This is a genomic window from Desemzia incerta (assembly GCF_900115825.1).
Classification (GTDB): Bacteria; Bacillota; Bacilli; order Lactobacillales; family Carnobacteriaceae; genus Desemzia; species Desemzia incerta.
The window spans coordinates 45,948-59,231 of the sequence record NZ_FOXW01000006.1 but is presented as its reverse complement, the minus strand read 5'-3'; the positions used below and the strand labels follow the sequence as shown (position 1 = coordinate 59,231).

Annotated in this window: 15 protein-coding genes; 11 read left to right on the top strand and 4 right to left on the bottom strand. The window is 38.5% G+C overall.

Translation table 11 applies throughout. The features are described from left to right. Nucleotides 1–274: 274 nt before the first annotated feature. Nucleotides 275–1,216, top strand: coding sequence for a 2-keto-3-deoxygluconate permease (locus BM137_RS08565; protein WP_092480753.1), 942 nt, complete (start codon nucleotides 275–277; stop codon nucleotides 1,214–1,216). 51 nt (nucleotides 1,217–1,267) lie between these two features. Here the strand turns inward: BM137_RS08565 and BM137_RS08560 are convergent, their stop codons facing one another. The 3 genes from BM137_RS08560 to BM137_RS08550 form a co-directional block, all read right to left on the bottom strand. Beyond that, nucleotides 1,268–1,699, bottom strand: a complete 432-nt coding sequence (locus tag BM137_RS08560) for a VOC family protein (protein ID WP_092480752.1) — start codon at nucleotides 1,697–1,699, stop codon at nucleotides 1,268–1,270. Between the two features lie 544 nt (nucleotides 1,700–2,243). Next, nucleotides 2,244–3,629, bottom strand: coding sequence for a M24 family metallopeptidase (locus tag BM137_RS08555; protein WP_092480751.1), 1,386 nt, complete (start codon nucleotides 3,627–3,629; stop codon nucleotides 2,244–2,246). Beyond that, nucleotides 3,610–4,434, bottom strand: a complete 825-nt coding sequence (locus tag BM137_RS08550; RefSeq protein WP_244887678.1) for a DeoR/GlpR family DNA-binding transcription regulator — start codon at nucleotides 4,432–4,434, stop codon at nucleotides 3,610–3,612. The genes BM137_RS08555 and BM137_RS08550 overlap by 20 nt, the downstream gene beginning before the upstream one ends. Before the next feature lie 150 nt (nucleotides 4,435–4,584). Between BM137_RS08550 and yidD the strand changes: the two genes are divergently transcribed. The 7 genes from yidD (at nucleotide 4,585) to BM137_RS08515 (ending at nucleotide 8,996) form a co-directional block, all read left to right on the top strand. Beyond that, nucleotides 4,585–4,848, top strand: coding sequence for a membrane protein insertion efficiency factor YidD (gene yidD / locus BM137_RS08545; RefSeq protein WP_092480750.1), 264 nt, complete (start codon nucleotides 4,585–4,587; stop codon nucleotides 4,846–4,848). 1 nt (nucleotide 4,849) lies between these two features. Next, nucleotides 4,850–5,170 (top strand): thioredoxin, encoded by a 321-nt coding sequence (gene trxA, locus BM137_RS08540; RefSeq protein ID WP_092480749.1) that lies wholly within the window; start codon nucleotides 4,850–4,852, stop codon nucleotides 5,168–5,170. Between the two features lie 21 nt (nucleotides 5,171–5,191). Further along, the gene (locus BM137_RS08535; protein ID WP_092480748.1) at nucleotides 5,192–5,497 is read left to right on the top strand and encodes a rhodanese-like domain-containing protein; all 306 of its coding nucleotides are present in this window, start codon (nucleotides 5,192–5,194) and stop codon (nucleotides 5,495–5,497) included. Beyond that, entirely contained in the window at nucleotides 5,497–7,149 is a 1,653-nt protein-coding gene (locus tag BM137_RS08530) for an FAD-dependent oxidoreductase (protein WP_092480747.1), read from the top strand. The genes BM137_RS08535 and BM137_RS08530 overlap by 1 nt, the downstream gene beginning before the upstream one ends. Next, nucleotides 7,149–7,445, top strand: a complete 297-nt coding sequence (locus BM137_RS08525) for a rhodanese-like domain-containing protein (RefSeq protein ID WP_092480746.1) — start codon at nucleotides 7,149–7,151, stop codon at nucleotides 7,443–7,445. The genes BM137_RS08530 and BM137_RS08525 overlap by 1 nt, the downstream gene beginning before the upstream one ends. Continuing rightward, nucleotides 7,445–7,705, top strand: a complete 261-nt coding sequence (locus BM137_RS08520; RefSeq protein ID WP_092480745.1) for a metal-sensitive transcriptional regulator — start codon at nucleotides 7,445–7,447, stop codon at nucleotides 7,703–7,705. Before BM137_RS08525 ends, BM137_RS08520 begins: the two co-directional genes overlap by 1 nt. A 307-nt stretch (nucleotides 7,706–8,012) precedes the next feature. Next, entirely contained in the window at nucleotides 8,013–8,996 is a 984-nt protein-coding gene (locus BM137_RS08515; protein ID WP_092480744.1) for a sensor domain-containing diguanylate cyclase, read from the top strand. Nucleotides 8,997–9,058: 62 nt separating this feature from the next. Here BM137_RS08515 and BM137_RS08510 read toward each other — a convergent pair whose 3' ends face one another. Then, on the bottom strand, nucleotides 9,059–9,769 hold the full coding sequence (locus BM137_RS08510) for a GntR family transcriptional regulator (RefSeq protein WP_092480743.1): 711 nt from the start codon (nucleotides 9,767–9,769) through the stop codon (nucleotides 9,059–9,061). A 216-nt stretch (nucleotides 9,770–9,985) separates the two neighbouring features. On the opposite strand from BM137_RS08510, the gene BM137_RS08505 reads away from it, so the two are divergent. The 3 genes from BM137_RS08505 to BM137_RS08495 are packed head-to-tail and all read left to right on the top strand — an operon-like array spanning nucleotide 9,986 to nucleotide 13,271. Continuing rightward, the gene (locus BM137_RS08505; protein ID WP_092480742.1) at nucleotides 9,986–10,957 is read left to right on the top strand and encodes an acetylxylan esterase; all 972 of its coding nucleotides are present in this window, start codon (nucleotides 9,986–9,988) and stop codon (nucleotides 10,955–10,957) included. A gap of 18 nt (nucleotides 10,958–10,975) precedes the next feature. Beyond that, nucleotides 10,976–12,406: a glycoside hydrolase family 1 protein gene (locus BM137_RS08500; protein WP_092480741.1), complete on the top strand. Its 1,431-nt coding sequence runs from the start codon at nucleotides 10,976–10,978 to the stop codon at nucleotides 12,404–12,406. Next, nucleotides 12,384–13,271, top strand: a complete 888-nt coding sequence (locus BM137_RS08495) for a carbohydrate ABC transporter permease (protein ID WP_092480740.1) — start codon at nucleotides 12,384–12,386, stop codon at nucleotides 13,269–13,271. The genes BM137_RS08500 and BM137_RS08495 overlap by 23 nt, the downstream gene beginning before the upstream one ends. Nucleotides 13,272–13,284 lie beyond the last annotated feature (13 nt).

Here is a 13,284-nt window from a genome sequence, read left to right as displayed (position 1 = left end):
GAAAAGAGGTAATTGCTTTAAATGAAGGAATTAGCCTTGAAAAAATTCGTGAAGTAGCTGACAATAGAAGAAGTATTGAAATGTTACTAGCTGGTTTTGGAGAAATGATTTCGTTGCTAATGACATTTTACAAACAGCTGTCAGTTAAACAGATACGTTTTGTTTATCGGTTTCTAAAAGATTGGTTGATGTTGATCTGCCATCTAATCAACACGGATTCTTTGAAGCTGAATAACAATAGACAGCGTTTAAAAAAGTGAAAGTAGGAGAATGTATGGTTAAATTTATGAATAGAATTCCAGCAGGAACGTTTTTAATTCCCATGTTGCTGAGTGCGGTGTTTTACACGATATGGCCGAATTTATTTAGCGGAATTGGCGGAATCACAAATGCTTTTCTAGGAGGAAGCGGGACAAGTTTCATTATAGGTCTGATTTGTTTTTGTTCTGGAATTGGTATTAACGTCAAAACGTTAGGCAAGTTGTTCAAACGTCATGGTGTATTGTTAGTCGTGAAATTTATTTTAACAGTTGGATTTGGTTTATTGTTTATTTCTTTATTTGGGCAAGAAGGCATATTTGGTATTAGTGCCTTGGCTTTTGTAGTGGCTATGTGCAGTATGAACCCAGCTTTATATGTTTCATTGGCTAACGATTTTGGTGATGATGTGGACAAAGCTGCTATTGGTTTAGTAGGATTGTTCGGGATCCCAGCTGTGCCGATGTTTATTTATGCGATATCTGGTCAAGGCGAGATTGATTGGATGCCAATCATCTCGACGATTCTTCCTCTTATTTTAGGTATGATATTAGGGAATTTGGATAAAGATTTCTCGAAAATATTTGGAACTGGGATCACAGTACTTCTTCCGTTATTGGGGTGGAATATTGGTCAAGGCATGAACTTGATTGAAGGACTGCAATCAGGAGTCTACGGTATCATTCTTGTGGTTGTTTTTTACTTGTTGATGAGTCCAATCGTTTTAGTCGATCAAAAATTGCTTAAAAACGACGGAGTACCTGCTTTATCTATGAATGCAGTAGCAGGTGTGTCCGCATCGTTTCCTGCGATCATTGCTCAAGTGAATCCTGGAGTAGCACCTTATGTGACAAGTGCAACAACTCAAATCGTTACTTTAGCCATCATTACGATTGTCGTAACACCTATATTGGTTCGGAAATTGTATGGAAAAACGCATCCAATAGAAACTAAATAAACTAATAAAAAGGAGGACCGATAACATATCGGTCCTCCTTTTTGCTGTATATTATTCAAATTCTTCTTTTAAAATGTCCATTCGGTCTTCAAAGCTGACTTCACGATGAATTTCATGCAGCATCCAGACGTATCCAAAAGGATCTAAAAATTGTGCATTTGAAATACCGAATTCTTCCATACGCGTGATGCCTTGAATTTCTGTACAACCATTCTCCATGGCTGATTGATACGTTTTCTCAATGTCATTTACCATAACATTGAACCAAAAAGATTGCGGATGTCCTTTTACAGGAGCGACCAAGTAATATTCCGGATTTTCATCCAGCATGTGGAAACGGGTACCAAAAATGTTGAAGACTACTTCATTTGCTCCGGTCTTAAAATCGGTCACTTCCACACGTTGAACGGGGAAAATCTTCTCATACAGCTCCAAGGCTTGTAAACTATCTTTTACCACAAAATCAAATTCTACTGCTTCCATTGAAACCACCTCTTTTTATTTTTAGTATAACAGAAATCCAGAAGACATCGATATTATTGGATGCAACTGGTGTGAATCTAGTGCCAAGATATGCAGTAGAGGTGTTCTACTTGATAATTTGAGGCAAATCTAGAGTCAATATGTGAAGTAGAAGTGTTCTATTTGATAAGTTGAGGCAAATCTAGTGCCAATATGTGAAGTAGAAGGGTTCTACTTGATAAGTTGAGGTAAATCTGGTGCCAAGATATGCAGTAGAGGTGTTCTACTTGATAAGTTGAAGCAAATCTAGTGCCAAGATGTGAAGTAGAAGTGTTCTACTTGATAAGTTGAAGCAAATCTGGTGCCAAGATATGAAGTAGAGGTGTTCTACTTGATAAGTTGAAGCAAATCTGGTGCCAAGATGTGCAGTAGAAGAGGTCTACTAAACAAGCCAAGGCAAATATAACAACAAATTGTCGTATAGAACCAACACAAAATCGACTAGACAAAAAAGCACATTGAGTTCACGCTCAATGTGCTTTTTCTAATATTCTTCTCAATTTGATTATCCTTCTTTTGTATACGCCAACGTTTTGTTCAGGAAAAACGGCGTGTAGAAAGCCACTGTATCGCTCAAAGGCAACACGTCATCAGACAAATCGATCTTGATGACATTCTTGATGTAGTTTCGTCTCGTTTCAATTCGGTTCCATACCTCAGGGTAGCTTTCTTTCAATTCGGCTTGCAAAGCTTCATCTGCAATAGCAACAGGTTCTTCGCAACTTGCGCCTGAATAGCCTGGAACGCTCGGTATGATGTCGACTTGGAACATTTGCCCGCTTTTCACTACAGCGTTAGAGCCTTTGAAGAATGGTGATGACATCCATTCATCGTCTCCGGTGTAGTGGCCTGGATTCAGTGTCCACCCGTAAACATCAGACGGAAAGACTTCTTGGATCATAGAATAAAATTCGTCTCCCACAGTACCGACTTTGATGTTTTCTAACCAAGCCGTGTAAGCAGTAAAGTAAGGAATACCGACTTTTTCCAAGTAGTCCGATTGATTTTCAGGCAGATCATCTTTAGATGCTGCCACGAATCCAGCTCGACTGCTCAATCCGCCTTTGTAGCCGACGGTCATAGAATAATTGTCGCCTAACGAAGCTTTATTGTCTCTTGGATACAGAGTCGCGTGTGTAAAGCGCTGACCGGCTGCACTGATAGTGGTTACAGTATTTGGCTGACCTTCTTGAGCAAGAAAAGCTCCGATTTCTTTTTCTGTTTTGCCGACTTCTACAGCTTGGATGGCTTCGAACATCCCTTTTCCAGCCAAGGTAGCTCCGTACTCAAAATGAGCGATTTCATTGGCATTATGCGTCGTGCGCAAACCGCCTTCTGGAGAAATCAAAGCTGAAGCAAAGTTTTGCAAATGTTTGCGATCTGAAACATATTGAATCAAACTGTCTACAACGTAGAACGGCAAATCGAATAATCCGCCGTTATCATAGTGAGAAGAAGTGAACAGTTTCCAGCCGATAACGCCTATAGTTGCATCAGGAGAAATGTGACACTCTTTGAAATGATCTGCAAGAGTTTTTTCGCCAGTCATCGGTTGATTCGGCAAAGAAAAGTAAGGGACGTGAACAGCTTTTGCCGGAATGCGAGAGTGTGCAGCTAATTTTAAGTTTTCGTTTCCAAGCATCAAATAGCTGTCTCCATTGGAGTGGATGACTAAACAAGCTTCTTCAAAACGGGGGATAAACCCGGTAAGGTATTCAAAGTTGGCGCCATGTTCGCGGTCGGCATAAATGATTGCCGTATCAATAGATTGTTGTTTCATTTTCGCTAAAAAGTTTTCTTTTCGAGCAGTCATTGTCTCATTTGATAAAATGACGGATTCAAGATTCGTGTGGATAGTAGGTAAAGCGACTTCATTTAAGTTGATGGTCATGATTAGTTTCCCCCTGTTTGGTTGATAAGATAGTGGTTAAAGATTCTAGTTCTTTAAAAGTTTGTTGTTGCGGTTCTAAATCCGTTACGATCAAATCAAAATCTTCCGCATTGCCGATCTTATAAAAATAAGAAAGATCGAATTTCTTGTGATCTGCGACTAAGATTGTTTTTTTCGATTGATCCATTACAGCCTTTTTCGTAAAAGCATCTTCTTCATTCAAAAGAGTGATGCCATCTTCTGCACTGATTCCTTCAGCGCCGAGAAAAGCGATATCGAAGTTGAATTGTCTGATGAAATCAGCTGTTTCCAACCCTAAAAAACCTTTAGACAATTCACGGTACTTTCCAGGAACGGCATGCAAATCGATCCCCTCATACTGAGACAAAGAATTCAAGACCAATAGCGAGTTAGTATAAAATCGGCATCCTTCAATATTAAAAACCTCTCTGGCTACAGCTAAAGCCGTTGTACCCGTTTCAATAAATACCGTACTTCCAGGCTTGACCAAGTTTCTGCAGAACTTTCCGATTTGTCTTTTCTCTTGGACACTGACTTCTTCTTTGATAGAAATAGGATTTTCGACAACTTGCTCACCTCGATAAACAGCTCCGCCATGAACAAGTTGAACATTTCCCCATGTGGAGATTTCTTTTAAATCACGGTTGATTGTCATCGTTGAGACGCTTAGTTCAGCGGCCAATTCAGTTGAAGATACTTCACCATTTACTTTCAGCAAATCAAAAATCATTTCTTGCCTCTTTAATTGATTCAATAAAACACCCCCAAGAACTTTCTTCTGCATTTATCTTACCATCTTGTTAAATTAAATCAACACAAAACAACATTTTTATTATAATTAGTTATTTTATGTTAAATAAAAGACTTTTAATAAAAAAAATCTTTACAAATTATACCTGAGGGGGTATTATGTAAATACGACAGGGGGTATAAAATGAAGAAAGTAATTTTAACAGGAATTAAGGGATATCAAAAAGGGATTTCTCCTTTATTTTCACCTAGTTGCCGCTACTATCCTACTTGTTCTCATTATGCGGTTGAAGCGATTGAAATTCATGGAGCAGTTAAAGGATCTTTGATGGCGACATCACGCATTTTAAGGTGTCATCCTTTTGTAAAAGGCGGATATGATCCAGTACCGAAAATATTTTCATTAAAAAGAACGGGCACTCAAAAAGCAGACAGAGAGGAAAGATAATATGACAGTAAAAGTAACAGATTCAACTTTAGCTTCAGAGGTGCAGCAAGGTATCACTTTAGTAGATTTTTGGGCTCCTTGGTGCGGTCCTTGTAAAATGTTGGGACCAGTACTAGAAGAATTAGAAGAAGAATTTTCACCTGAAATCAAAATTGCGAAATTAAACATAGATGAAAACAATGAGGTTGCTGGTCAATTAGGGATCATGAGTATTCCTACAATGGTTTTATACAAAGACGGCCAGCCGGTCGAAAAAATCGTCGGGTATCAACCAAAGGAAGCGTTACACGAGTATTTAGCAGAAAAATTAACATCCAACTAAACAAAAACGAGGAGGAAAGACATGTTTTTCAAAAAAACACCTACTATTTCGACAAACGATTTAGAAAATAAAATAGCAGAGAAGCCGCAAATCATAGATGTAAGAGAACCACATGAATTTAGAAGCGGACATATTCCCGGTGCTAAAAATGTTCCTCTAGGAAAAGTCGCTCAATATACCCCATCTGGTAAAACATATGTAGTTTGCCAATCTGGAATGAGAAGCAAACAAGCGACAAAAGTCTTATTAAAACAAGGTTATGATGTCGTCAATGTTCGCGGTGGGATGATGTCATGGACAGGCGTTAAAAAGGGAGGAAAAAATTAATGAGAATTGTCATCATTGGTGGTGTAGCAGGCGGCATGTCTGCAGCTACACGTTTAAGACGTTTGAATGAAAATGCTGAAATCATTGTATTGGAAAAAGGCCCTTATGTGTCATTTGCCAATTGTGGTCTGCCTTATTATGTGGCTGGCGAGATTGAAGAACGCAGCGACTTATTGGTACAAACTCCGGACTCCTTGCAGACACGTTTTGAATTAGATGTGCGGCCAAATAGTGAAGCAACAGCTATAAATGCTGTCCAAAAAGAAGTGACCGTCCGGACTGCAGAAAAAGAATACACACTGGCTTATGATAAGTTGATCCTTTCTCCTGGAGCAAAACCGTTTGTTCCTCCTACAAAAGGGTTAGAAGAAGCGGAGAATATCTTTACATTGCGTTCTGTTCCTGATGTAGATGCTATTTCAGCATTCATTGAGAAAGAACAGCCTAAAAAAGCTGTCGTCATCGGTGCTGGATTTATCGGGCTGGAGATGGCTGAAAGTCTTGTTCATCGCGGATTGGAAGTAACGATCATCGAAAAAGCACCACATGTCTTGCCGCCTTTAGATGAAGAAATGGCAGCTTATGTCACTAAAGAATTGACAGCAAACGGAGTCAAGCTGTATACAGGATTGGCAGCCGAGTCATTTGAAGAAAAAGGAAAAGTAGTGGTACTGGAAAATGGCGAGCGGCTGGAAAGCGACATCACATTGATGTCTGTCGGCGTTAAACCTGAGACTTCATTAGCACAAACTGCCTCTATTAAAACCGGCATACGCAGTGGTATACTGGTCAATGAACAATATGAAACCAGCCAAAAAGATATTTATGCTGTTGGGGATGCGATTGTGGTTAAACAGCAAATCAATGGAGAAGATACGATGATTGCTTTGGCGTCGCCTGCTAATCGTCAAGGCCGTCAAGTAGCTGATGTGATCAGCGGAATAGACCGCAAGAATAAAGGCAGCATTGGGACAGCGATCGTACGAGTGTTTAACCTTGCTGCTGCATCAACAGGATTGAGCGAACGGCAGCTGCAACAAGCAAACGAAACCTATGAAAGCATTCATATCCAAGGGAAAAGCCACGCAGGCTATTACCCAGATGCAAAAACGATCGTATTGAAATTGTTGTTTCATCCAACAACAGGTAAAATCTATGGTGCTCAAGCTGTGGGAGAAGATGGTGTCGACAAGCGCATCGATATCCTTGCAACAGCGATCAAAGCTGGGATGACCGTGGAAGATCTGCCTGAATTAGAATTTACGTATGCTCCTCCATTCGGCTCTGCAAAAGATCCGGTTAATATGGCTGGCTATGCAGCATTGAATATTATTGAAGGCATCAGTGAGACGGTCCAATGGTATGAATTGGAAGATAAACAAGCTGCGGGGCACCAATTATTGGATATTCGCAACGCAACAGAATTGGAAACGAACGGGCGCTTAAAGGGGGCGGTAAATATTCCTTTAGACAATTTGCGAGACCGCATGGAAGAATTACCTAAAGACCAGCCTCTTATTGTGAGTTGTCACAGCGGGTTGCGCAGTTATATAGCAGAACGGATCTTAAAACAAAGTGGTTACCAAGTGAAAAATTTAGATGGAGCGTTTGCTCTATACTCAACAGTAAAACCAGAAAAGGTGGAAAAATAATGTATAACTCAATATCAATGCCGGAATTTGAACAAAAGTGGAAAAAAGAAAAGCTTCCTTTAGTAGACGTTAGAGAAATGAACGAATGGGAAAATGGTCATTTGGATGGAGCTGTTCATATACCTTTAAGCGACCTTTCAGCGGCAAAAGAAAAATTGGATAAAAACCAAGAATATTATGTCATGTGTCACTCAGGAGCTCGTTCTTCAATGGCGTGTCAAGAGTTGTCAAAAGAGGGCTACAAAGTAACCAATGTCATGGGTGGAATTTCTGCTTGGAGAGGAGAAGTTGTTTAATGGAATACAATGCCAAGATCGTCAACCGATTGAAACGTTCTGATGGTCAATTGCATGGAGTATTGAACATGATAGAAGAAGGGAAAGAATGTTCAGATATCGTGACACAATTGTCAGCTGTTCGTTCCAGTATCGATCGTGCGATCAGCTTGATCGTGGCTGAAAACTTGGTTGAATGTGTGCAAGAAAACATCAAAGAAGGCAGCACGGGAGAAGAAAGTATCCAACAAGCGATCCAATTATTGATGAAGAGCAGATAGGAAACTTGCTTGTTATTGACTAAACAGAAACTGCCATCCAGAAATATCTGGATTCAATAGACTCTCTATAAGCTTCCATTATTTTGTTTTAGACAAGATAATGGAAGCTTTTTTGAATAGTGAATTTAATATAGGAGAGATATAATTTTGATCTCTTTAGACCAAAAGTTCTTTTAATAACGTTGAAATGTTACCGATATATGAACAAAAAATGATATTTCCTTGAGGCTGTTGAACGAAGTAATAGAATAGCTTACACTAGGTAAGACAGAGTTTAGAATGAATGAGATTCTAAAGGAGGCTTACAATGCAAGATTATAAAGAACAAACGAAAGAAGAGCTCCTGGTAAAAATAGAAGCTTTAAATCGCTTGAATAGAGAGTTATTGAAAACCTTCCAAGAAACAGAACGACTTGAGTTTGGGTGGTCAGGAAATTTAGGTCAATGGTTTTGGGATTTCACAACTAATGAAGTGACGTTTAATCCCTTAAAAGCTGAAGCTATTGGGTATATGAAAGAAGACTTGCCAGAAAAAGTACCGTATGAGTTTTTTACAGATAAAGTTCACCCTGACGATAAAGATATGGTCATGAATTCGATGATGGATCATCTTTATGGAAAAATTCCTGTATGGGAAGTGAAATACCGTATCCAAGCAAAAGACGGGTCATGGAAAGTCTACAAGGATCGCGGAAAGGTTACAGAACGTACTGAAGATGGAAAACCACTATTTCTTAAAGGAATCGTTTTTGACGTGACTAAAGAAGAAAAAGAACGTGAAGATTTGATGGTCAAAAACAAGACATTGAAAAATCAAATGAAACAAGACGTGATCACTTCTTTATACAGCCGTTCGGCTATTTTATTGGAATTTGCCAAGTATGCCAACAGAGCTAAAAAGCAAGATCAACCCTTGTCTATGATCGTGATGAACATTGACAAGTATCCATTATTGGAGGAAGAGTACGGGATAATCCTCAGCGAGGAAGTCTTGAAAGAAACTGGTAAAATCATTAAAACAACTATCCAAGACAAATACTCTGCAGGACGATACAGAGAAGCTGTATTCTTAATTTTATTGGAAAATACCGATACAGAAGAAGCTTACGATATTGCTGAAACAATCAGACAGATGGTCTCAGATACATTTTTCGCCATTCCAAGACGAATCAGCGTAAGTTCCGGAGTTTCTTTATACAAAACAACTGAAACTGTCAGTGAATTTATCCAAAAAACGACTCAAAAATTGTATGCTGCTCAAACAAATGGCGGGAACCAAACCATTTTATAAAGTGTAATGTACATAAAAAATCTGCTAAAGACCAATCAAGCGATTGTCTTCAGCAGATTTTTTTATTTGGTTACAATAAATTGGGCACTGTAGAAGTTGTAGTGGTGAACAGAGAAAGAATATTCAAAAGCTCGTCCGTTATCAAAATAAGCCACTTGCTCTGCAACAGCTACTGGATCTCCAACTTGTAATTCTAAATTTTGAGCTTCCTCCTCGGTAGCTTTTCGAACGGAAACTCTTCGATGTGCGCTTTGGATTTTGTAATTCAATTCTTCTTCAATATACTTGTATAACGAATTCTTTAAATGTGTTTTGTTCAATCCAACAATTAAATCAATCGGCATATAGGTTTGCTCAATAACAGTCGGCTGTCCGTTGGTGTAACGTACTCGATGGATATCATACACAAATGAATCAGGAGTAAGATTCAACTGTCTTTCGATATCAGAGTCAGCAGGGATGATATTGAACTTCAATATTTTACTGGTTATTTTATTTTTTGGATTTGTAGAGGTCAACCCTTGGAACTGACTGGTGACGATCAATCTTTCCATTTCTTTAGAATTGATATCTTTAATAAACGTACCTACACCGCGCTTTTTGATGATCAATCCATCTTCTACAAGTAAATCAAATGCTTTTTTGATCGTCATCTTACTGGTGTTGTACGAAATACAAAGGTCTTTTTCAAAAGGGAGTTTTTCATTCGCAACGAATTCACCATTTAAAATCCTGTTTTTCATATCATTATAGATAAATAAGTATTTTTGCATACGGGTTCTCCTTAAAAGGCTATAAAGAAATCATCAACTGTTTACTGATTCATTATATCTTACTTCCTGCATACTTTGAAAGATAAGGTAGAAAAATAGTCTTTATGTAGAAATAATAATTATTTTAAAATTTTAAAAGTATATATTTACTTTAAAATTTATATATACTATAATATGATTTGTAAGCGCTTAACTATCTTGAGAAGGAGGAATCAAATGATACAAGAATCCCTAGAAAAACTTTTGCAGTATGAGGGAAGAGGTCAAAAACCTCATGATTTTGATGCTTTTTGGGATAAGGAATTATCCAAATTAGAAAACCTTTCACTAGATTACCAATTAGAACGAGCAGCTGTTGCTTCTAATGTTGCAGATTGCTACATATTGACTTTTACTAGTTTTGACGGAACAAGAATCTCTTGTCAATTGCTTAAACCGAAAGGAAAAGGCGTCATATTCCCAGGGCTGCTTCAATTTCATGGTTATCATGTAAATAGCGGCGATTTTAGTGAGAAAATTGGATGGGTTGCTGAAGGATTCGTCGTCATGGCAATGGATTGCAGAGGGCAAGGAGGGAAATCTGAGAATATTGAATCTTCTACTGTAGGAACAGCTTTAAGAGGATTGATCATCAGAGGAATCGAAGAAGGACCAGAAGCATTGTATTTCAAGCGTGTTTTTTTAGATACGGTCATTGCTTCTAGAATCCTGATGTCTTTAGGTGAAGTAGATGAAGAAAGTATTTTTGTTCAAGGAGCTTCACAAGGAGGAGCGTTAGCTTTAGTGTGCGCAGCTCTCGAACCCAGGATCAAACGTGTTTTCACAACGCATCCATATTTGAGCGATTATCGCCGAGCTTTTGAATTGGATATCAAAAATTCTGCTTATGAAGAATTATTTTACTGGTTCAGATTCAGAGATCCGCTGCATGAAAATGAAGAGAACTTTTTTAGAACCTTGGAATATATTGATGTACAACATTTTGCTCCTAGAATCAAAGCCGAAGTAATCATGGCGACAGGGTTAGATGATGAGATTTGCTTTCCTTCAACTCAGTTTGCTGTATTCAATAAGATTACCAGTCCAAAAGATGTGATTCTGTTACCAGAATATGGACATGAATATTACCCTAAGGTAGCGGATAAAGTAAGAGGGTTTTTTATCCACAATGAAATGAAAGCGTTTTAAGAGAGTGAGGGAAAAGCAGTGAAGAAATTTCCAGAGCAATTTTGGTGGGGATCAGCCACATCCGGTCCTCAAGCAGAAGGCAGGTTCAACAAGCCGCATGCGAATGTATTTGACCATTGGTATGATATAGAACCAGAAAAATTCTACAATCAAGTAGGTCCAAATACAGCATCAAATTTTTACAATAGTTATAAAGAAGATATTCAATTGATGAAAGAAGCTGGACTGAATTCTCTTCGGATTTCTATTCAGTGGACAAGATTAATCGACGATTTTGAAACAGCATCTTTAAATGAAGACGGAGTCCAATTTTATCATAATGTGATTGATACTTTGCTGGAGGCAGGGATTGAACCATTTGTAGGGCTGCATCATTTCGATCTTCCTGTTGAATTGTACCATCAGTATGGCGGCTGGGAGTCTAAGAAAGTCGTTGACTTGTTCGTCAAATTCACTCAGCAATGTTTTGCGTTGTATGGAGACAAAGTCCGTTATTGGTTCGTTTTCAATGAGCCGATGGTTGTGGTTGACGGACAATATTTGTACCAGTTCCACTATCCAAACATCCGCAACGGAAAGAAAGCGGTCCAAGTAGCCTACAATATCGTATTAGCTACAGCAAAAACGATAGAAGCTTTTCGCTCTGGCGGATGGGATAGAGATGGTCAGCAAATAGGAACGATTTTAAATCTGACACCTTCTTATCCAGCCAGTGACAGAGCAGAAGATCTAAAAGCTAGTCGAATCGCCGACTTGTGGAAGAATCAACTTTTTCTTGATCCTGCTGTTTTGGGGGAATTCCCTTCTGAATTAGTAGAATTATTAACGGCTGATGGAGTGTTATGGGAAAGTACAGAAGAAGAAAAAATACTGATCAAACAAAATACGATCGATCTATTGGGAGTGAATTTTTATCATCCTTCCCGTGCAAAAGAACCAAGCATCATTCCAAGTTCAGCATCTGATTGGATGCCTAATCAGTATTTTGATGACTATGAAATGCCTAGAAGAAGAATGAATGTAGATAAAGGGTGGGAAATTTATCCACAAGCGTTGTATGATATTTCATTGAATATTCGCGACAATTACGGCAATATTCCTTGGTTCGTCTCAGAAAACGGAATGGGCGTTTCTCAAGAAGAACGGTTCATGAATGCTGAAGGACAAATTGATGACTTTTATAGAATCGATTTCATCAAAGAGCATTTAGAGTGGTTGCATAAAGGAATAGAAGCAGGTTCTGATTGTAGAGGATATCACTTATGGACAGCAATCGACAACTGGTCTTGGACAAATGCTTACCGGAATCGATATGGATTAGTGTCCAATGATATTCGAACACAAGTCAAGACATTGAAGAAATCAGGATATTGGTTTAAACAAGTGAGTGAAAATAATGGCTTCTCTGATGAAAAGGAGGTAAAGAATGTTAAGCAAAAAACGAAATAAATTATTTTATCTGTTTACCTTTCCCTGGATCATAGGATTTCTCTTGTTAACAGCTGGTCCAATGGTTTATTCGCTTTATTTATCGTTTACCAACTCATCTGGATTCGGGACCCCTGAATTTGTAGGGTTAGATAACTACAAGCAAATGTTCTCAGATGATCCATTGTTCTGGAAGTCTTTAGGCAACACGATATTTTATACGTTATTGAGTGTCCCATTAAGTTTAGTTACCGGATACTTGTTAGCGGTCCTTTTGAATACAAAAGTAAAATTCATGGGTGTATTTCGAACAATATTTTACTTGCCGTCCATTGTACCAACCGTTGCGACTTCGCTGTTGTGGATGTTGATTTTTCAACCAAACTTTGGAATCGCAAATGCTATTCTAGACTTTTTCAATCTTCCAACATCCATGTGGTTGTTGAGTGAGCAAATGGTCAAACCAACACTCATTATCATGAGTTTGTGGGGAGTCGGGGGAGGAATGGTTATCTATTTGGCCGGTCTGCAAGAAGTTCCCACATCCCTATATGAGGCAGCTGAAATAGATGGAGCCAGCTCATGGCATAAATTCTGGAACATCACAGTACCTATAACATCTCCAGTGATCTTTTTTCAATTGATTATGGGACTGATTGGTTCATTGCAAGTATTTACCCAAGCTTACGTTGTCAGTGGAGGTTCTGGAGGACCTAACTACCAATCTATGTTCTTTGTTTTCTATCTCTACCAACAAGGATTCCAGTTCTTTAATCAAGGTTATGGATCAGCTTTAGCATGGATGCTGTTTATTCTAGTGCTGATTTTAACGGCATTCGTCTTCAAATTTATCGGCAAACAAGTATATTATGAATCCGGAGATTAATATTCTTAAAGAA

Excerpts from the sequence above, each read along its gene's own strand:
- BM137_RS08520 (WP_092480745.1), top strand. The coding sequence starts at position 7,445 with ATGGAATACAATGCCAAGATCGTCAACCGATTGAAACGTTCTGATGGT.
- trxA (WP_092480749.1), top strand. The coding sequence starts at position 4,850 with ATGACAGTAAAAGTAACAGATTCAACTTTAGCTTCAGAGGTGCAGCAA.
- BM137_RS08505 (WP_092480742.1), top strand. The coding sequence starts at position 9,986 with ATGATACAAGAATCCCTAGAAAAACTTTTGCAGTATGAGGGAAGAGGT.
- BM137_RS08510 (WP_092480743.1), bottom strand. The coding sequence starts at position 9,769 with ATGCAAAAATACTTATTTATCTATAATGATATGAAAAACAGGATTTTA.
- BM137_RS08525 (WP_092480746.1), top strand. The coding sequence starts at position 7,149 with ATGTATAACTCAATATCAATGCCGGAATTTGAACAAAAGTGGAAAAAA.
- BM137_RS08560 (WP_092480752.1), bottom strand. The coding sequence starts at position 1,699 with ATGGAAGCAGTAGAATTTGATTTTGTGGTAAAAGATAGTTTACAAGCC.
- yidD (WP_092480750.1), top strand. The coding sequence starts at position 4,585 with ATGAAGAAAGTAATTTTAACAGGAATTAAGGGATATCAAAAAGGGATT.
- BM137_RS08565 (WP_092480753.1), top strand. The coding sequence starts at position 275 with ATGGTTAAATTTATGAATAGAATTCCAGCAGGAACGTTTTTAATTCCC.
- BM137_RS08530 (WP_092480747.1), top strand. The coding sequence starts at position 5,497 with ATGAGAATTGTCATCATTGGTGGTGTAGCAGGCGGCATGTCTGCAGCT.
- BM137_RS08535 (WP_092480748.1), top strand. The coding sequence starts at position 5,192 with ATGTTTTTCAAAAAAACACCTACTATTTCGACAAACGATTTAGAAAAT.
- BM137_RS08515 (WP_092480744.1), top strand. The coding sequence starts at position 8,013 with ATGCAAGATTATAAAGAACAAACGAAAGAAGAGCTCCTGGTAAAAATA.
- BM137_RS08550 (WP_244887678.1), bottom strand. The coding sequence starts at position 4,434 with ATGCAGAAGAAAGTTCTTGGGGGTGTTTTATTGAATCAATTAAAGAGG.
- BM137_RS08555 (WP_092480751.1), bottom strand. The coding sequence starts at position 3,629 with ATGACCATCAACTTAAATGAAGTCGCTTTACCTACTATCCACACGAAT.
- BM137_RS08495 (WP_092480740.1), top strand. The coding sequence starts at position 12,384 with ATGTTAAGCAAAAAACGAAATAAATTATTTTATCTGTTTACCTTTCCC.